The organism is Streptomyces ambofaciens ATCC 23877, assembly GCF_001267885.1.
Classification (GTDB): Bacteria; Actinomycetota; Actinomycetes; order Streptomycetales; family Streptomycetaceae; genus Streptomyces; species Streptomyces ambofaciens.
On the sequence record NZ_CP012382.1, the window covers coordinates 4566760 to 4583317 of the forward strand.

A 16558-nucleotide genomic window follows, 5' to 3' on the forward strand; every position below is an offset into this window, starting at 1 on the left:
CCAGCGGGTCAGTCGCCCTTGGGGTCCTCGTCCTTGTCGCGGTCGCGGTCCTTCTCGTCGTCCTTGTCCAGCGACTTCAGGAAGTCGGGGTTGTCGTCCGGCGCGACCCACTGCCGGCGCCCGCCGCCGCCCTGCCAGGGCGAGGAGCCGGCCGGCTGCCGCTTCTTGCCGGCGATGATCCACGAGATCGACCCGACCAGCGGGAACAGCAGCACGAGGATCGCCCACAGCGGCTTGGGGATGTGCCGGACGTCCTCGTCCTTCGTGCTGATGCAGTCGATGAACGCGTAGACGCTCAACGCCAGGGGGATCAGGAACATCAGCACCCGGAGCATGGGGCCTCTCCAGCGTTAGCGGTGGGCGGGGACGCGTCACGGCCCCCAGGTACAGGGCCAGGGTAGCGGCTCGGGGATACTGGACCGCATGGCTTACGACGATCTTCGCTCGCTGCTCCGGGCGCTGGAGCGCGAGGGCGACCTCAAGCGCATCAAGGCCGAGGTGGACCCGTACCTGGAGGTCGGGGAGATCGTCGACCGGGTGAACAAGGCCGGCGGCCCCGCCCTGCTCTTCGAGAACGTGAAGGGCTCCGACATGCCCCTCGCGATGAACGTCTTCGGCACCGACCGGCGCCTGCTCAAGGCCCTCGGCCTGAAGTCGTACTCCGACATCTCGGACAAGATCGGCGGGCTGCTCCGCCCCGAGCTGCCCCAGGGCTTCGTCGGCATGCGCGAGGCCTTCGGGAAGCTCGGCGCGATGACGCACGTACCGCCGAAGAAGGTGAAGCCGGGCAGCGCGCCCGTGCAGGAGACCGTCCTCACCGGCGACGACGTGGACCTCGACCGCCTCCCCGCCCTCTTCACCTGGCCCGACGACGGCGGCTCCTTCTTCAACCTGGGCCTCACCCACACCAAGGACCCGGAGACGGGCGTCCGCAACCTGGGCCTGTACCGGCTCCAGCGCCACGACAAGCGCACCATCGGCATGCACTGGCAGATCCACAAGGACAGCCGCAACCACTACGCGGTGGCCGCCCGGCGCGGCGAGCGCCTGCCGGTCGCCATCGCCTTCGGCTGCCCGCCCGCCGTGACGTACGCCTCCACCGCCCCGCTCCCCGGCGACATCGACGAGTACCTGTTCGCCGGGTTCCTCCAGGGCAAGCGGATCGAGATGGTCGACTGCAAGACCGTCCCGCTCCAGGTCCCGGCGCAGGCCGAGGTCGTCATCGAGGGCTGGCTGGAGCCCGGCGAGATGCTCCCCGAGGGCCCCTTCGGCGACCACACCGGCTTCTACACGCCGCAGGAGCCCTTCCCCGCCCTGAAGATCGACTGCGTGACGATGCGGAAGCGTCCGCTGCTCCAGTCGATCGTCGTCGGCCGCCCGCCGACGGAGGACGGCCCGCTGGGACGCGCGACGGAGCGTTTCTTCCTCCCGCTCCTCAAGATCATCGTGCCGGACATCGTGGACTACCACCTCCCCGAGGCCGGCGGCTTCCACAACTGCGCGATCGTCTCGATCGACAAGAAGTACCCCAAGCACGCCCAGAAGGTGATGCACGCCATCTGGGGCGCCCACATGATGTCCCTGACCAAGCTGATCGTGGTCGTCGACTCCGACTGCGACGTCCACGACCTGCACGAGGTCGCCTGGCGGGCGCTCGGCAACACCGACTACGCCCGCGACCTCACGGTCGTCGAAGGCCCGGTCGACCACCTCGACCACGCCTCCTACCAGCAGTTCTGGGGCGGCAAGGCCGGCATCGACGCGACGAGGAAGCTGCCCGAGGAGGGGTACACGCGGGACGGGGGCTGGCCGGACATGGTGCTGTCCGACCCGGAGACGGCGGCGAAGGTCGACCGCCGCTGGAAGGAGTACGGACTGTGACGTCGGCTTCCGCCGCGCTGCCGCAGCAGCCGGGGCGCACCAAGGCGTTCCTGCGCCTGGTGATGATCGAACACTCGGTGTTCGCGCTGCCCTTCGCCTACATCGCCGCGCTGACCGCGATGTACGCGTGGGACGAGAACATCCACTGGGGCCGGCTGCTCCTGGTCACCGTCGCGATGGTGGGCCTGCGCACCTTCGCGATGGCGGTCAACCGGATCATCGACCGCGAGATCGACGCCCGCAACCCCCGCACCGCCCACCGCGAACTGGTCACCGGCGCCATGTCGGTCAAGCACGCCTGGACCGGCGCGCTGATCGCCCTCGTCGTCTTCCTGGGCGCCGCGGCCCTGCTCAACCCGCTCTGCCTCGCCCTCGCCCCCGTCGCGGTGATCCCGATGGTGGTCTACCCCTACGGCAAGCGGTTCACGAACTTCCCGCAGGCCATCCTCGGTCTCGCCCAGGCGATGGGCCCGATCGGCGGCTGGCTGGCGATCAGCGGCGAGTGGTCCTGGGAGGCCGTGATCCTCGGCCTCGCGGTCGGCATCTGGATCGGCGGCTTCGACCTGATCTACGCCTGCCAGGACGTCGAGACCGACCGGGAGGTCGGCGTGAAGTCGGTCCCGGCCCGCTTCGGCATCCCGGCGGCCATCTGGGGCGCCCGCGCCTGCCACACCGTCACCACCGCCCTGTTCGTCTGGTACGCCCTCGCCACCGACGCCGGATTCTTCTTCTGGCTCGGCCTGCTGATCGTCGCGGGCGCGTTCCTCTACGAGCACACCATCGTGCGCCCCACCGACCTGACCCGCCTGAACAGGGCGTTCTTCTCGGTCAACGGTTTCATCGGCATCGCCCTGTTCGTGTGTGCGCTGCTCGATCTGCTCGTGCGGGGCCTCACCGTCTGAAAACCCTGAGCCTGCGACTAGGCTCGACACCATGAAGCCAGGACAGACGCAGCGCACGCCTTGGATCGTGGGGGTGTCAGGGGCGTCCGGTACGCCGTACGCGGCGGCGGTGCTGCGGGCACTGCTCGCGGCGGGCGAGAGCGTCGACCTGGTGGTCAGCCGGGCCTCGCGGCTCACCCTGCTCGACGAGACCGGCATCTCCTTCCGGGACGCCCACTGGCAGCACGACCTGCGGGAATGGCTCGCGCGCGGCGCCGACGGCAAGCCCGAGACCTTCGACGTGGACCTCTCCGGCGTACGGCACTGGAGCGCGGGCGACCTCGCGGCCGGGCCGTCCTCCGGGTCGTACCCCGTCAAGGGCATGCTGATCGTGCCCGCCTCGACGGCCTGCGTCGCGGGCGTCGCGCTGGGACTGTCGAAGGACCTGCTCCAGCGGTCGGCGAGCGTGACCCTGAAGGAGCGTCGCAAGCTGGTCGTCGCCGTGCGGGAGACCCCGCTGGACGGCCGGACGCTGCGGCACCTGGTGACCCTGGACGACGCGGGCGCGACCGTGGTGCCCGCCTCGCCCGCCTTCTACGCGGGGGCGACGCACATCCAGGACCTCGTGGACTTCGTCGCCGGACGCGTCCTGGACGCGGCCGGGGTCGAGCACGACCTGTACCGCCGCTGGCGCGGCGACCTCGGCGGGGCGCGCCCCACCACCTGAGCACCACCTCCCCCCACGTTGGTTACCCACATCTTCAGAACTCTTCAGTGGAAGGCTTCGATCGCATGGACGCGGTGGACAGGCAGCTCATCCAGGCCCTGAGGGAGAACGGCCGGGCCTCCTACGCGGAGCTGGGGCGCCTCGTCGGACTGTCGGGGCCCAGCGTCACCGACCGCATCAACCGGCTGGAGGCGGCCGGGGTCATCACCGGCTACCGGGCCACCGTGGACTCCGCCTCGCTCGGCCTCGGCGTCATCGCGCTGATCGGCATCTCCCTCTCCGACGCGGCCGACCACGAGGACGTGGCCCAGCGGCTGAAGGAGCTGCGGGAGATCGAGGACTGCTGGTTCATCGCCGGCGACGACTCCTACATGCTCAAGGTGCGCGCCACCGACGTGGACGGCCTGGAGAGCATCATCAGGCGGCTGTCGGGGACGAAGGGCGTCTCCCGGACCCGTACCACCATCGTGCTCTCCACCAAGTGGGAGAACCGGGTGGGCGAGCTGCCGGAAGAGGTCTAGCCCCCGGGGCGTACGGTTTACGGAGTCTGACGGACTCGACGGACTCGGTCGGAGAAAGAGGTATCGCATGGACGCCGGGCTCAAGCGCGAGCTGGAGCAGAAGGTCCGCTCCGGTGAGCGGCTGACCCGCGAGGACGGCATCGCGCTGTACGAGTCGGACGACCTGGCCTGGCTCGGCGGCCTCGCGCACGAGGTGCGGACGCGCAAGAACGGCGACGTCGTCCACTTCAACGTCAACCGCCACCTCAACATGACCAACGTGTGCACCGCCTCCTGCGCGTACTGCTCCTTCCAGCGCAAGCCGGGGGAGAAGGACGCGTACACGATGCGCATCGAGGAGGCGGTGAAGCTCGCCAAGGCGATGGAGGGCGAGAACCTCACCGAGCTGCACATCGTCAACGGCCTGCACCCGAACCTGCCCTGGCGCTACTACCCGCGCTCGCTCCGGGAGCTGAAGGCCGCGCTGCCGGACGTCTCGCTCAAGGCGTTCACCGCCACCGAGATCCACCACTTCGAGACCATCTCGGGGATGTCCGCCTCCGACATCCTCGACGAGCTGATCGACGCCGGCCTGGAGTCCCTCACCGGCGGTGGCGCGGAGATCTTCGACTGGGAGGTCCGGCAGCACATCGTCGACCACCGCACCCACTGGGAGGACTGGTCGCGCATCCACCGCCTGGCGCACGAGAAGGGGCTCAAGACCCCGTGCACCATGCTCTACGGCCACATCGAGGAGCCCCGCCACCGCGTGGACCACGTGCTGCGCCTGCGTGAGCTCCAGGACGAGACGAACGGCTTCCAGGTCTTCATCCCGCTGCGCTACCAGCACGACTTCGTGGACATGAAGGACGGCAAGGTACGCAACCGGCTCCAGGCCCGCACCCAGATGGCGACCGGCGCGGAGGCCCTCAAGACCTTCGCGGTCTCCCGGCTGCTCTTCGACAACGTCCCGCACGTCAAGGTCTTCTGGGTGATGCACGGCGTCCAGACCGCCCAGCTCGCCCTCCAGCACGGTGCCGACGACATGGACGGCTCGGTCGTCGAGTACAAGATCACGCACGACGCGGACGACTTCGGCACGCCGAACAAGCTGACGCGCGAGGACCTGCTCGACCTGATCCGCGACGCGGGGTTCCGGCCGGTGGAGCGGAACACGCGCTACGAGATCATCCGGGAGTTCGAGGGCCCCGACCCGGCGCGCCGGGAGTCGCCGCAGCCGATGCGGGTGTGAGTCCGCGGTCCTCGTCCGGCTGCCGGCCGGTGGGGGCCGTTCGCCCAGTTCCCCGCGTCCTGAGGGCATGCGCGCACGCCGCCTGACGGGCGCCGGGGACTGTCCTGGCTCAGGGGCGCGGGGCACCGCGCGACCAGCCACGGACCACCCGCAGCCGCCACGGGTCCGACTCCCCACGGCGGGTAGTCGGACCACATGGCCGGTACCGAGGACGCCTACACCGCCGAACCCTTCGTTCCGAAGCGCGGCGGCCTCCCCGCCCTGCGCCGGGCGGCCGCCGACTGCCGCGGCTGCCCCCTGCACCGGGACGCCACCCGGACCGTGTTCGGCGCCGGCAGGGCGACCGCCCGCCTGATGCTCGTCGGCGAGCAGCCCGGCGACCAGGAGGACCGGCAGGGCGAGCCGTTCGTGGGACCCGCCGGGAAGCTCCTCGACCGCGCGCTGGCGGAGGCCGGCATCGACCCGGCGGACACCTACGTCACCAACGCCGTCAAGCACTTCAAGTTCACGCGGGCCGAGCCCGGCAAGCGCCGTATCCACAAGGCGCCCACCCTGCGCGAGACCACCGCGTGCGGACCCTGGCTGGCCGCCGAACTGGCCCGCGTGCGACCCGAGCTGATCGTCCTGCTCGGCGCCACGGCCGGCAAGGCGCTGCTCGGTTCGTCGTTCCGGGTCACCCAGGTGCGCGGCACGGTGCTGGAGGAGGAGATCCACGGCCGCCCGCGGCGGCTGGTGCCGACGGTGCACCCGTCGGCGGTGCTGCGGGCCGAGGACCGGGACGGCGCGTACCGGGGGCTGCTCGCGGATCTGGACATGGCGGCGCGAGCCCTGGGGTAATGGTTACCATGGCCACGTGTCCCTTACTTTCACCTTCGATCCGCCCGTCACCCGCGACCTGCGCGACGGCGTTCTCGACCTGTGGACCGACGTCTCCAACGCGGGCGGCTCCGTGGGCTTCGTGCCGCCGGTGACGCGGGAGGACATCCGCCCCGAGCTGGTCAGACACCTGGTGGGCATGGCCGAGGGCCGCACCCGCCTCCTCGTCGGCCACGACGAGGAGGGGCGGGTGGCCGCCACCGCGTTCCTCGCCCTCAACGCGCACCGGCTGATGACCCACTGGCTGTGGCTCTACACCGTGATGGTCCACCCGCGCCACCAGGGCCGCGGTTACGGCCGCGACCTGATGACCGCCGCCGCGGACGCCGCCCGCACCGTCGAGGGCATCGAGGCGATCCGGCTCACCTGCCGGGGCGGCCTCGGCCTGGAGCGGTTCTACGAGTCCTGCGGCTACAAGGAGGTCGGTCGGGTGCCCGGCGCGATCCGGGTGGCGCCCGGCGACGACCGGGACGACGTCTTCATGCTGCTGCCGCTGACCTGAGCCCGTCCGGACCCGGCGGGACCCGCCTCCCGGCCGGACCCCACCCCGCTGCAAGATCGGCGTCCCGGCATGTTTCACTGGACAGTGCCTCTTTGTGCCAGAAACGGAAGAGTGGATTGAGATGCTCCGCTACACGCTGATGCGCCTCGGGATCTTCGCGGGCTGCCTCGTGGTCGTCTGGGGGCTCGTCTACGCCGGCGTGTTCCCGCGTGGCCTCGGCGACTCCAACGGCATGTGGATCCTCCTGCTCTCCCTGCTGATCTCGGCCCCCATCAGCTACGTCGTGCTGCGCAAGGAGCGGGACCGGGCCTCGGTCCAGGTCGTGAGCCGCGTGGACCGGATGAAGGCCGGCCTCGAGGCCAACCGCGGCCAGGAGGACCTCGCCGACGACTCGGCCCGCGCGCAGGGCCAGACCTCGTAACGCTCGTCACGTACGCGTACGCCCCGGTTTCCGAAACCCCAGGAAACCGGGGTGATCTGCGTTTTACGGGCACCAGGCCTCCTCTGCCTGTCAAAGCGAGGCTTTGGGGGTCTCAAAGCACAGGTGTTAAAGTCGTGTGCATGAAGCACGCAGCCGCGCCCCACACACCCCCGAGCCTCGGGCTCGTGGCGCGCCTGCACGTGGACCTCTGTCGGTGCGCGTCCGCGAACTGTCGCCCCTGACGTTCCCCCCTCATCCCGTCCGTTCTCCACGTCAGCACTGCGCGTCCGTCCCCGCGTCCCGTCCCCCTTACGGAGCCCGTCCGTGTCTTCCCTCACGAAGTCTTCCGCCGAGAAGACCTCCAAGCTGCCCTTCAAGGTGCCCTTCTGGGCGCAGATCATCGCCGGTCTCGTCCTCGGCGTCCTGCTGGGCTGGCTGGCCCGCAGCCAGGACATATCCTGGCTGGTCACCACCCTGGAGAAGGTCGGCGACATCTTCATCGGCCTGCTGAAGCTGGCCGTCGCCCCGCTCGTCTTCTTCGCGATCCTGGTGTCCATCACCAACCTGCGGAAGGTCAACAACGCGGCCCGCCTCGCGTCCCGCACCCTCCTCTGGTTCATGATCACGTCGCTGATCGCGGTGGCCATCGGCCTCGTCATCGGCCTGGTCACCAACCCGGGCGCCGGCACCGGCCTGACCCCGGCCGACGGCGCGAAGCCCGAGAACACCGGCTCCTGGATCGACTTCCTGACCGGCATCGTGCCGACGGACGTCATCACGCCGTTCACCGAGCTGAACGTGCTCCAGATCGTCTTCATGGCCGCCGTCGCCGGTATCGCCGCCCTCCAGCTCGGCGAGAAGGCCCAGCCGATCCTCAGCCTGAGCGAGTCGATCCTCGAACTCCTGCAGAAGGCCCTGTGGTGGGTCATCCGCCTCGCCCCGCTCGGCACCGTCGGCCTCATCGGCCACGCCATCGCCACCTACGGCTGGGACCTGATCGGCAAGTACGCCACCTTCACCGCCGACATCTACGTCGGTTGCGCCCTGGTGATGTTCGTGGTCTACCCGACGCTGCTCGCCACCGTCGCCAAGGTCAACCCGATCCAGTTCTTCAAGGGCGCCTGGCCCGCGATCCAGCTGGCCTTCGTCTCCCGCTCCTCGGTCGGCACCATGCCGCTCACCCAGCGGGTCACCGAGCGCCTCGGCGTCCCGAAGGAGTACGCCTCCTTCGCCGTGCCCTTCGGCGCGACCACCAAGATGGACGGCTGCGCCGCGATCTACCCGGCGATCGCCGCGATCTTCGTCGCGCAGATCTTCGACATCCAGCTCGGCGTCGGCGACTACCTGCTCATCGCCTTCGTCTCGGTGGTCGGCTCCGCCGCCACGGCCGGTCTCACCGGCGCCACCGTCATGCTGACCCTGACCCTCTCCACGCTGGGCCTGCCCATGGAGGGCGTCGGCCTGCTCCTCGCGATCGACCCGATCCTGGACATGATGCGGACGGCCACGAACGTCGCCGGCCAGGCGCTGGTCCCGGTCATCGTCTCCGCCCGCGAGGGACTGCTCGACCGCAAGGCCTACGACGAGGCGCACAGCTCGCCGATCGACGAGCCGGAGCCCGAGCCGCGGAAGCAGGCTTCGGAGCCGGTCCCGGCCGCGGCCTGACCGCACTCGGACCATCGCGACGCCCCGCACCGGACCCCCGGCGCGGGGCGTCGGCGTGTGCGCGCCGGGAGCCGGTGTCCCGGCCCGGGGGAGCGCGCGGGGTGGGCCGTCCCGGGCGCGACGGCCTGATCACCACCGCGCGGACCGTACGCTGATGCGCATGGGTGCTGGGAAGACCAAGCGGATGCCGCGTGCGGTGCGTGAGCAGCAGATGCTGGACGCCGCCGTGCGCATCTTCGGGCAGCGGGGATACATGGCGGCGTCGATGGACGAGATCGCCGAACTGGCGGGCGTCTCCAAGCCGCTGGTGTACCTGTACCTGAACTCGAAGGACGACCTCTTCACCGCCTGCATCCGCCGCGAGGCCCGCGCCCTCACCGAGGCGGTCCGGGCCGGTGTGCTGCCGGGACTGTCCGCCGACGGGCAACTCTGGTCGGGACTGCGGGCGTTCTTCGACCACACCGCGCGCAACCCGGACGCCTGGCGGGTGCTGCACCTGCACGCCCGCACCCACGGCGAGCTGTTCGCGGCCGAGGTGGCGGTGATGCGCGCGGAGATCGTCGCCTTCGTGACGCACCTGATCGCCGCCGCGGCGCGGGACGCGCACCGGGACCCGCACCTGCCCGAGGGCGAGGTCGCCGGACTGGCCGAGGCGCTGGTCGGCGCCGCCGAGGCGCTCGCGGACTGGGCGGGCGCCACCGAGGGCGTCACCGCGAAGCAGGCGGCGGCGACCCTGATGAACTTCGCCTGGGCGGGCCTGGGCGACCTGATGACGGGCCGGCGCTGGTCACCGCCCGAGGAGCCGGAGGCCGCGCCCGCGCCGGAGACCGCGCCCGAGGCCACGACCGCGCCGGAGCCGGTGGCGCGGGCGGCCTCCGCTCAGGCCGGGTAGGGCCCGACCTCGCCGGACAGGTGCAGCCGGTCCCCGGCGCCGCGCAGCTCGAACCGGCCGCCCTCGGCCCCGTAGGTCACCGTCCCCGGCAGCGGTACCGGCGCCCGGAACCGGGCCCGCACCACCGTCGCGTCGGGTGTCCCGTGTGCGGCGAGGCACCGGGCCACGGTCCACATGCCGTGCGCGATGGGCCGGGGGAAGCCGAAGAGGCGGGCGGTGAGCGGGTGCAGGTGGATCGGGTTGCGGTCGCCGGACGCGGCGCCGTAGCGCCGCCCGACGTCACCGGCGAGGCGCCACTCGGCGCGGGCGGGCAGGGGCCCGGCGAGTTCCTCCGGGGGCGCGGCGGAGCCCTCCGAGGGCGCCGTGTGCGTGTGCCCGGAGGTCCGGTGCCGGGCCAGGTAGGTACTGCGTGACTCCCACACCAGGTCGGTGCCGGACCGCAGTCGCGTCACGACGGCCGCCTCGGTGCCGCGCCGGTGCGGGGCGAGCCCCTCGACGTAGGCGGTGAGTTCGTACGCGGCCGTCGTGGGCAGGACGGCGCGGCGGGTGATGTCGATCGAGGTGTGGACGAGCCCGAGCAGCGGCAGCGGGAAGCGCCGGTCGCTCATCAGGCGCATGACGGCGGGGAAGCCCAGCACGTGCGGGTAGGTCACGGGCAGCGCGTCCGCGCCGGTCGCGAACCCGCAGGCCCGCTCGTAGGCGGCCAGGCGCGCGAGGTCCACGCGCAGGCCGGGCAGGACCAGCCGGGTGCGGGGGAAGGCGGCGCCCGGGCGGGGCCGCTTGAGCGGGGACAGCAGCGCGCCGCGCGCGAGGAGCGGCGCGAGGGCGGGCGAGCCGCTCAGCGTGGTCGTCGTGGTGGCGGCCGTCGTGGTCGTGGGGGTTGCGGGCGTCGGGGAGGAGGCGGAGTCCATCACGCCCCCAGCAGGCTCTGGCCGCAGACCCGTACGACCTGGCCGTTGACCGCGCCGGAGGCCGGGTGGGCGAGCCACGCGGTGGTCCGGGCGACGTCGACCGGGAGGCCGCCCTGCGCCAGGGAGTTCATGCGGCGGCCGGCCTCGCGGATGAAAAGGGGGACCGCCGCGGTCATCCTCGTCTCGATGAAGCCCGGCGCGACCGCGTTCACCGTCACCCCGTGCCCGGCGAGCGCGCGCGGGGCGAGCGAGCGGACCAGGCCGACGATCCCGGCCTTGCTCGCGCCGTAGTTGGTCTGGCCCGCGTTGCCCGCGAGCCCGGCGATGGAGGCGGTCGCCACGATCCGGCCGCCCCGGTTGACCGCGCCCGCGGCGAGCAGCGCGTCCGTGGTGCGCAGGACGCTCGCGAGGTTGACGTCGAGGACGGAACTCCATCGATCGGCGGCCATGTTGACCAGGCGCCGGTCGCGGGTGACGCCCGCGTTGTGGACCAGTACGTCGAGTCCGCCGGGCAGGGCGGCGGCGATGCGCTCGCCCGCGTCGGCGGCGGTGATGTCGAGGGCGAGGGGGGTGCCGCCGAGACGCTCGGCGAGCCCGCGCGCCTCCTGCTCCGCCTGCGGCACGTCGAGGACGACGACGTGGGCGCCCTGCTCGACCAGCGTCCCGGCGACGGCGGCGCCGATGCCGCGGGCGGCGCCGGTGACCAGCGCGGTGCGCCCGGCGAGGGGGCGGTCCCAGTCGTCGGGGGCGGTGACGGCGGCGCCGGCGGGGGCGACCTCGATCACCTGGCCGCTGACGTAGGCGGAGGCGGCGGAGAGGAGGAAACGGAGGGTGGACTCGGCGGCGGGGGCGTCGGTGAGCCGGACCAGGTTGACCGTCCGGCCCCGCCCGATCTCCTTGCCGAGCGAGCGGGTGAACCCCTCCAAGGCCTGCTGGGCGGCGGCCTGGTGGTGGTCGTCGGGGTCGAGCGGTGCGCCGAGGACCACGATCCGGCCGCTCGCGGCGACGGACCGCACGACGGGGTGCAGGGCGGTGTGCACCGCGGCGAGCGCGTCGACGTCCCGGACGCCGGTGGCGTCGAGGACGACGGCGGCCGGGCGGCCGTCCTCGTCGGCGGCGAGACCCGTGCGGGCCAGCACGGGGGCGAGGTCCAGGGCGGTCCTGCCGGCCGTGCGGTGCAGCAGGCCGCCCTCCAGCGCGTCCCGTACCAGCGGTGCGGGCTGCGGGAGGCCGAGGCGCCGGGTGAGGAAACGGCCGGGCGCGGTGCCGGTGAAGCTGAGATAGCGGTCGGCCATGTCCTGTCTCCCCAACGGCTGTACGGCGTGTGTCGACTTTGCTTACTCTGGAGTAAGGTTACCGGAGGTAAGCCTATGTCACGGGTGAGGAGCAGGTCGAGATGAGCCCCCTGGAACCGCCCCGGGCGCGCCGTGTCGCCGTCATCGGCGGCAGCCGCGTCCCCTTCGCCCGCTCCGACGGCCCGTACGCCACCGCCTCCAACCAGGAGATGCTCACCGCGGCGCTCGACGGCCTGGTCGAGCGGTACGGCCTCCAGGGGCCGGGCGCGGTCGGCGAGTTCGTCGCGGGCGCGGTCCTCAAGCACAGCCGCGACTTCAACCTGGCCCGCGAGACGGTCCTCGGCTCGGCACTGGACCCGCGCACGCCCGCGTACGACGTCCAGCAGGCCTGCGGCACCGGACTCCAGGCCGTGATCGCCGCCGCCAACAAGATCGCCCTCGGCCAGACCGAGTCGGCGGTCGCGGGCGGCGCCGACACGGCGAGCGACGCGCCGCTCGGCGTCAACGACCGCCTGCGCCGCATCCTCCTGGAGGCCCGCCGGGCGAAGTCGGCCCGCGGCCGGGCGAAGGCGCTGGCGCGGATCCGCCCGGGCCACCTGGTCCCGGACATCCCGCGCAACGCCGAGCCGCGCACCGGCCTGTCGATGGGCGAGCACGCCGCCGTGACCGCCCGCGCCCGGGGCATCACCCGCGAGGCGCAGGACGAGCTGGCGGCCACGAGCCATCAGCGGCTGGCGGCGGCGTACGAACGCGGCTTCTTCCGGGACCTGGTGGTCCCCTTCCGGGGCCTGGCCCGCGACCAGAACCTGCGCCCCGGCTCGACGGTGGAGAAACTCGCCGCGCTGAAGCCGGTGTTCGGCCTGTCCGGAGCCGAGCCCACGATGACGGCGGGAAACTCCACGCCCCTGACGGACGGCGCGGCGACGGTCCTGCTGGCGAGCGAGGAGTGGGCCGAGGCCCGCGGGCTGGAGCCGCTGGCGTACCTGACGGCGCACGAGACGGCGGCCGTGGACTTCGTCGGCGGCGATGTCGCGGGCGGTGAGGACGGCCTGCTGATGGCTCCGGCGTACGCGGTCCCGCGGATGCTGGAGCGGGCCGGGCTGGGCATCGAGGACTTCGACCTGGTCGAGATCCACGAGGCGTTCGCGTCCCAGGTGCTGGCCACGCTGGCGGCCTGGGAGAAGCGGGGCCTGGCCCCCGTGGACCGCGCCCGCCTGAACGTGGCCGGCTCCTCCCTGGCCACCGGGCACCCCTTCGCGGCGACCGGCGCCCGCGTCGTGGCGACGCTGGCCGCGCTGCTCGCCGAGCGGGAGGGGCCCGGGCGCGGGCTGATCTCCGTCTGCGCGGCCGGCGGCCAGGGGGTCACGGCCATACTGGAACGAACGTGACCTACTGGCAGGTAACCCCCGAGACTGCACACCTCCGGCGCGGGACCATCCCCGAACCCGCACCAACCTTCCACGAGGGCCCCGTACGATCCCCGAACTGACCGCCGGTAACCCCGTGTCCGGGGACGGCGAGGAACGCCTCGGCGCGCGAGGCGCGTACGTCACGCAGCAGAGCACTGCCGGCCGCGCAGTGCGCGCGATGCAGTGTCGCCCGCTGCACGTCACAGGAGCCGCCCGTGTCCACCCCGCTTCCCTCCTTCGCCGCATCCGCCGCCTACGCCGACTCGCCCGGCCCCACGCTGGTCGAGCCCGAGACGCGGCGGCTGGACGGGGCCGTACGGGAGGCGTACGTACCGCCGCTCGCCCCGCCGGTGCGGCGCGGCTCCCTCGCCGACCTGCCCTTCGACAACGCGGTCGCGGCCCGGGACCAGGTGGTCCTCAGCCGCAGGTCGGCGGAGGGGGAGTGGTCCGACGTGACGGCGGCGGAGTTCGCCGGGCAGGTGCTGGCCGTCGCCAAGGGCATGGTCTCCGAGGGCCTGATGCCGGGCGACCGCATCGCGATCATGGCGCGGACGACGTACGAGTGGACGCTGCTGGACTTCGCGGCGTGGGCGGCCGGCCTGGTCACCGTCCCCGTCTACCCGACCTCCTCCCTCTTCCAGACCCGCTGGATACTCCAGGACTCCGGCGCGGTCACCCTGGTCACCGAGACCACCGCGCAGGCCGCGGCCATGGGCCCGGAACTGGACCGCATCCCGGACCTGAAGCACCTGTGGGTCATGGAGAAGGGGCACGTGGAACAACTGGCGGAGCTGGGCGCCCAGGTGCCCGACGCGGAGGTGGAGGTCCGCCGGGGCATGCTGAGCCCGAGCACGCTCGCCACCCTGATCTACACCTCCGGCACCACCGGCCGCCCCAAGGGCTGCGCGCTGACCCACGGCAACTTCTTCGCCGAGGTCGACAACGCCATCGAGCTGCTCTACCCCGTCTTCAAGGCGAGGACGGGCGAGGAGCCGTCGATCCTGCTCTTCCTGCCGATGTCCCACGTCTTCGGCCGCATGGTCGCCGTGGCCTGCGTCCGCGCCCGGGTCCGCCTCGGCCACGCGCCGAGCCTGCGGCCCGAGGACCTGCTCCCGGACCTGGCTGCCTTCCGGCCGACCTGCCTGCTGACCATTCCGTACATGCTGGAGAAGATCTTCAACAGCGCCCGCGCCAAGGCCGAGTCGGGCGGCCGGTCCGCGGCCTTCGACCGCGCCGTCTCGGTGGCGGTGCGCTACGGCGAGGCCATGGAGGCCCGCCAGACGGGCGCGAGCGGCGGCCCGGGCCGCGGTCTGAAGACCGCCCGCTCCTTCTACGACCCCCTCGTCTTCCGCAAGATCCGCAACGCCATGGGCGGCCGGGTCCGCTACGCCATCTGCGGCGGCTCCCCGCTCGGCCGCCGCCTGGCCGCCTTCTACGCGGGGGCCGGCATCGAGATCTTCGAGGGCTACGGACTCACGGAGACCACGGCCGCGGCGACGGTGACGCCCCCGCTCAAGCCGCGCCTCGGCACGGTGGGCTGGCCGCTGCCCGGCACCCGCATCCGCATCGCCGCCGACGGGGAGATCCTCGTCGCCGGCGAACAGGTCCTGCCCGGTTACTGGGACCCGCAGGCGGGCGGCGTCGTCCCGGCCGCCCCCGACGGCTGGTTCGCCACCGGCGACATCGGCAGCCTGGACGACGAGGGCTACCTGACGATCACCGGCCGCAAGAAGGAGCTGCTGATCACCGCGGGCGGCAAGAGCGTGGCCCCGGCCCCCCTGGAGAACTGGCTGCGCTCCCACCCCCTGATCTCCCAGTGCATCGTCCTCGGGGACCGGCGCCCCTACGTCTCCGCCCTGTTCACCCTCGACCCCGACGGCCTCACCCACTGGCGCCGCATGAACGGCAAGCACCCGGTGCCGCCCGAGCTCCTCACCGACGACGAGGAGGTCCTGGCGGTGCTCCAGCGCGCGGTGGACGAGGCGAACAAGCTGGTCTCCCGCCCGGAGTCCATCCGCCGCTTCGCCGTCCTGCCCCGGGACTTCACCGAGTGGGAGGGCCATCTGACCCCCTCGATGAAGCTCCGGCGCGAGGTGATCATGCGGGACTTCGCGGGTGCGGTGGAGAAGCTGTACGACGGCTCCTGACCCTCGCCGCAGGCTCAGCGGCGGGCGATCAGGCAGGCCTGCGGGACCTTCGCCGAGGTGTCGTCCTCCTGTACGCGCACCGTCCGCGACAGCACGGTGAACCCGGCTTCCTCCAGCAGTTCCGCCACCGGTTCCGGCCGCCGCTTCTCGAAGTCCAGGGTGACCGGGTGGCCGAAGGGGCGGTCGAGCCGGGTCGGCCCGTCGCCGACCTGGAAGGCGAGGAGCAGGTGCCCGCCCGGCGCCAGCACGCGCCGGATCTCCGCGAAGAGGTCCGGCAGCCGCTCCCACGGCGTGTGGATCGACGAGTACCAGGAGACGGCCCCCGCGAGGGCGCCGTCGGGCAGGTCCAGCTCCAGCATCGAACCCTGCTCGAAGCGCAGGCCCGGGTTCTCGCGGCGCGCGACGGCGAGCATCGAGGCGGAGAGGTCGAGGCCGAAGACCCGCAGGCCCAGCGAGGCGAGGTGCGCGGTGACCCGGCCGGGCCCGCAGCCGAGGTCGGCCACCTCCCCCTGCGCCCCCACCAGTTCGGCGAAGGCGCCCATCAGCGCGCGGTCCAGCGGGGTGCCGGCACCGAGGGAACGGAAGCGGTCCGCGTAGTCCTCGACGATCGTGTCGTAGAAGTCGCGGGTGGTGGTGACGAAGGCGGGGTCTTGGGGCACGGCGGGGGCGTGGGGCACGGTGGTGTCTGCGGTCGTGGTGGTGTCTGCGGTCACCGCGGTGTGAGTGGTCGGGGTGGTGTCTGCGGTCGTGGTGGTGTCTGCGGTCACCGCGGTGTGAGCGGTCGGGGTGGTGTCAGCGGCCACGGTGGTGTCTGCGGCCACGGTGGTGCCTGCGGTCGTGGCGGTGTCGTCGGTCATGGCGCGGACCCTAACGGCGTCCACCGACAGGGGGTGTCATTCCAGCCCCGCCGCCCGCAGCGCCGCCGTCACCGCCGCCGCCCCCAGCACCACCACCGCGAACGGCGCCCGCCGCCACGCCAGTACGCCCCCGGCCAGCACCCCGGCCGGCCGCGCCCAGCCCGCGAAGCCGCCCCCCTCGGTGAAGGCCCCCGTCGCCAGCAGCGCCACCAGCAGCACCACGGCACCGGCGGACAGCAGCTCCCGCGCCCGCTCCGGCACCGTGACCCGGCCGTGCAGCACCGGGCCGACCAGGCGGAAGGCGTACGTCCCGACCGCCAGCGCCAGGATCACGGCGACCAT

General features: G+C 72.5%; 17 protein-coding genes. 12 read left to right on the forward strand and 5 right to left on the reverse strand.

The genetic code is table 11. The features are described 5' to 3' along the window. Nucleotides 1–8 precede the first annotated feature (8 nt). Nucleotides 9–335 carry a PLD nuclease N-terminal domain-containing protein gene (locus SAM23877_RS20400; protein WP_053135201.1) on the reverse strand — a complete coding sequence of 109 codons (327 nt, stop codon included), beginning with the start codon at nucleotides 333–335 and terminating at the stop codon, nucleotides 9–11. An 88-nt stretch (nucleotides 336–423) separates the two neighbouring features. Between SAM23877_RS20400 and SAM23877_RS20405 the strand changes: the two genes are divergently transcribed. From SAM23877_RS20405 to SAM23877_RS20450, 10 genes are all read left to right on the forward strand, one after another. Further along, entirely contained in the window at nucleotides 424–1881 is a 1458-nt protein-coding gene (locus SAM23877_RS20405) for a menaquinone biosynthesis decarboxylase (protein WP_053135203.1), read from the forward strand. Further along, on the forward strand, nucleotides 1878–2783 hold the full coding sequence (gene mqnP / locus SAM23877_RS20410) for a menaquinone biosynthesis prenyltransferase MqnP (RefSeq protein WP_053135205.1): 906 nt from the start codon (nucleotides 1878–1880) through the stop codon (nucleotides 2781–2783). The genes SAM23877_RS20405 and mqnP overlap by 4 nt, the downstream gene beginning before the upstream one ends. Before the next feature lie 31 nt (nucleotides 2784–2814). Continuing rightward, entirely contained in the window at nucleotides 2815–3489 is a 675-nt protein-coding gene (locus tag SAM23877_RS20415) for a UbiX family flavin prenyltransferase (RefSeq protein WP_053135208.1), read from the forward strand. 65 nt (nucleotides 3490–3554) lie between these two features. Beyond that, a complete protein-coding gene (locus SAM23877_RS20420; RefSeq protein ID WP_053135210.1) occupies nucleotides 3555–4010 on the forward strand; it encodes an Lrp/AsnC family transcriptional regulator in 456 nt (151 codons plus the stop codon). A gap of 67 nt (nucleotides 4011–4077) precedes the next feature. After that, nucleotides 4078–5241 (forward strand): aminofutalosine synthase MqnE, encoded by a 1164-nt coding sequence (gene mqnE / locus SAM23877_RS20425; protein WP_053135214.1) that lies wholly within the window; start codon nucleotides 4078–4080, stop codon nucleotides 5239–5241. Between the two features lie 195 nt (nucleotides 5242–5436). Further along, the gene (locus SAM23877_RS20430) at nucleotides 5437–6078 is read left to right on the forward strand and encodes a UdgX family uracil-DNA binding protein (RefSeq protein ID WP_053135216.1); all 642 of its coding nucleotides are present in this window, start codon (nucleotides 5437–5439) and stop codon (nucleotides 6076–6078) included. A gap of 16 nt (nucleotides 6079–6094) precedes the next feature. Further along, the gene (locus SAM23877_RS20435; RefSeq protein WP_053135219.1) at nucleotides 6095–6619 is read left to right on the forward strand and encodes a GNAT family N-acetyltransferase; all 525 of its coding nucleotides are present in this window, start codon (nucleotides 6095–6097) and stop codon (nucleotides 6617–6619) included. Nucleotides 6620–6740: 121 nt separating this feature from the next. Continuing rightward, the gene (locus SAM23877_RS20440) at nucleotides 6741–7040 is read left to right on the forward strand and encodes a DUF4229 domain-containing protein (protein WP_053135222.1); all 300 of its coding nucleotides are present in this window, start codon (nucleotides 6741–6743) and stop codon (nucleotides 7038–7040) included. Between the two features lie 324 nt (nucleotides 7041–7364). Further along, nucleotides 7365–8705 carry a dicarboxylate/amino acid:cation symporter gene (locus tag SAM23877_RS20445; protein WP_053135225.1) on the forward strand — a complete coding sequence of 447 codons (1341 nt, stop codon included), beginning with the start codon at nucleotides 7365–7367 and terminating at the stop codon, nucleotides 8703–8705. A gap of 160 nt (nucleotides 8706–8865) precedes the next feature. Continuing rightward, nucleotides 8866–9597, forward strand: a complete 732-nt coding sequence (locus SAM23877_RS20450) for a TetR/AcrR family transcriptional regulator (protein WP_053142682.1) — start codon at nucleotides 8866–8868, stop codon at nucleotides 9595–9597. Here SAM23877_RS20450 and SAM23877_RS20455 read toward each other — a convergent pair. Continuing rightward, complete coding sequence (locus SAM23877_RS20455) at nucleotides 9585–10508, reverse strand: MaoC/PaaZ C-terminal domain-containing protein (RefSeq protein WP_053142684.1); 924 nt, start codon at nucleotides 10506–10508, stop codon at nucleotides 9585–9587. The genes SAM23877_RS20450 and SAM23877_RS20455 overlap by 13 nt on opposite strands. Beyond that, nucleotides 10508–11803: a 3-oxoacyl-ACP reductase gene (locus SAM23877_RS20460; protein WP_053135228.1), complete on the reverse strand. Its 1296-nt coding sequence runs from the start codon at nucleotides 11801–11803 to the stop codon at nucleotides 10508–10510. Before SAM23877_RS20460 ends, SAM23877_RS20455 begins: the two co-directional genes overlap by 1 nt. A 101-nt stretch (nucleotides 11804–11904) precedes the next feature. On the opposite strand from SAM23877_RS20460, the gene SAM23877_RS20465 reads away from it, so the two are divergent. Both SAM23877_RS20465 and SAM23877_RS20470 read left to right on the forward strand, forming a co-directional pair. Then, nucleotides 11905–13191, forward strand: a complete 1287-nt coding sequence (locus SAM23877_RS20465) for an acetyl-CoA C-acetyltransferase (protein WP_053135231.1) — start codon at nucleotides 11905–11907, stop codon at nucleotides 13189–13191. A gap of 236 nt (nucleotides 13192–13427) precedes the next feature. Further along, entirely contained in the window at nucleotides 13428–15359 is a 1932-nt protein-coding gene (locus SAM23877_RS20470; protein ID WP_053135234.1) for an AMP-dependent synthetase/ligase, read from the forward strand. Between the two features lie 14 nt (nucleotides 15360–15373). Here SAM23877_RS20470 and SAM23877_RS20475 read toward each other — a convergent pair whose 3' ends face one another. Further along, nucleotides 15374–16018 carry a class I SAM-dependent methyltransferase gene (locus SAM23877_RS20475; RefSeq protein WP_053142686.1) on the reverse strand — a complete coding sequence of 215 codons (645 nt, stop codon included), beginning with the start codon at nucleotides 16016–16018 and terminating at the stop codon, nucleotides 15374–15376. 234 nt (nucleotides 16019–16252) lie between these two features. Beyond that, on the reverse strand, nucleotides 16253–16558 hold the full coding sequence (locus SAM23877_RS20480) for an AzlD domain-containing protein (protein WP_418080532.1): 306 nt from the start codon (nucleotides 16556–16558) through the stop codon (nucleotides 16253–16255).

What these genes read in the sequence shown, in the direction of transcription:
- SAM23877_RS20400 (WP_053135201.1), bottom strand. Translation starts at nt 335, where the DNA reads ATGCTCCGGGTGCTGATGTTCCTGATCCCCCTGGCGTTGAGCGTCTAC.
- SAM23877_RS20405 (WP_053135203.1), top strand. Translation starts at nt 424, where the DNA reads ATGGCTTACGACGATCTTCGCTCGCTGCTCCGGGCGCTGGAGCGCGAG.
- SAM23877_RS20415 (WP_053135208.1), top strand. Translation starts at nt 2,815, where the DNA reads ATGAAGCCAGGACAGACGCAGCGCACGCCTTGGATCGTGGGGGTGTCA.
- SAM23877_RS20420 (WP_053135210.1), top strand. Translation starts at nt 3,555, where the DNA reads ATGGACGCGGTGGACAGGCAGCTCATCCAGGCCCTGAGGGAGAACGGC.
- mqnE (WP_053135214.1), top strand. Translation starts at nt 4,078, where the DNA reads ATGGACGCCGGGCTCAAGCGCGAGCTGGAGCAGAAGGTCCGCTCCGGT.
- SAM23877_RS20430 (WP_053135216.1), top strand. Translation starts at nt 5,437, where the DNA reads ATGGCCGGTACCGAGGACGCCTACACCGCCGAACCCTTCGTTCCGAAG.
- SAM23877_RS20440 (WP_053135222.1), top strand. Translation starts at nt 6,741, where the DNA reads ATGCTCCGCTACACGCTGATGCGCCTCGGGATCTTCGCGGGCTGCCTC.
- SAM23877_RS20450 (WP_053142682.1), top strand. Translation starts at nt 8,866, where the DNA reads ATGGGTGCTGGGAAGACCAAGCGGATGCCGCGTGCGGTGCGTGAGCAG.
- SAM23877_RS20455 (WP_053142684.1), bottom strand. Translation starts at nt 10,508, where the DNA reads ATGGACTCCGCCTCCTCCCCGACGCCCGCAACCCCCACGACCACGACG.
- SAM23877_RS20460 (WP_053135228.1), bottom strand. Translation starts at nt 11,803, where the DNA reads ATGGCCGACCGCTATCTCAGCTTCACCGGCACCGCGCCCGGCCGTTTC.
- SAM23877_RS20465 (WP_053135231.1), top strand. Translation starts at nt 11,905, where the DNA reads ATGAGCCCCCTGGAACCGCCCCGGGCGCGCCGTGTCGCCGTCATCGGC.
- SAM23877_RS20480 (WP_418080532.1), bottom strand. Translation starts at nt 16,558, where the DNA reads ATGGTCGCCGTGATCCTGGCGCTGGCGGTCGGGACGTACGCCTTCCGC.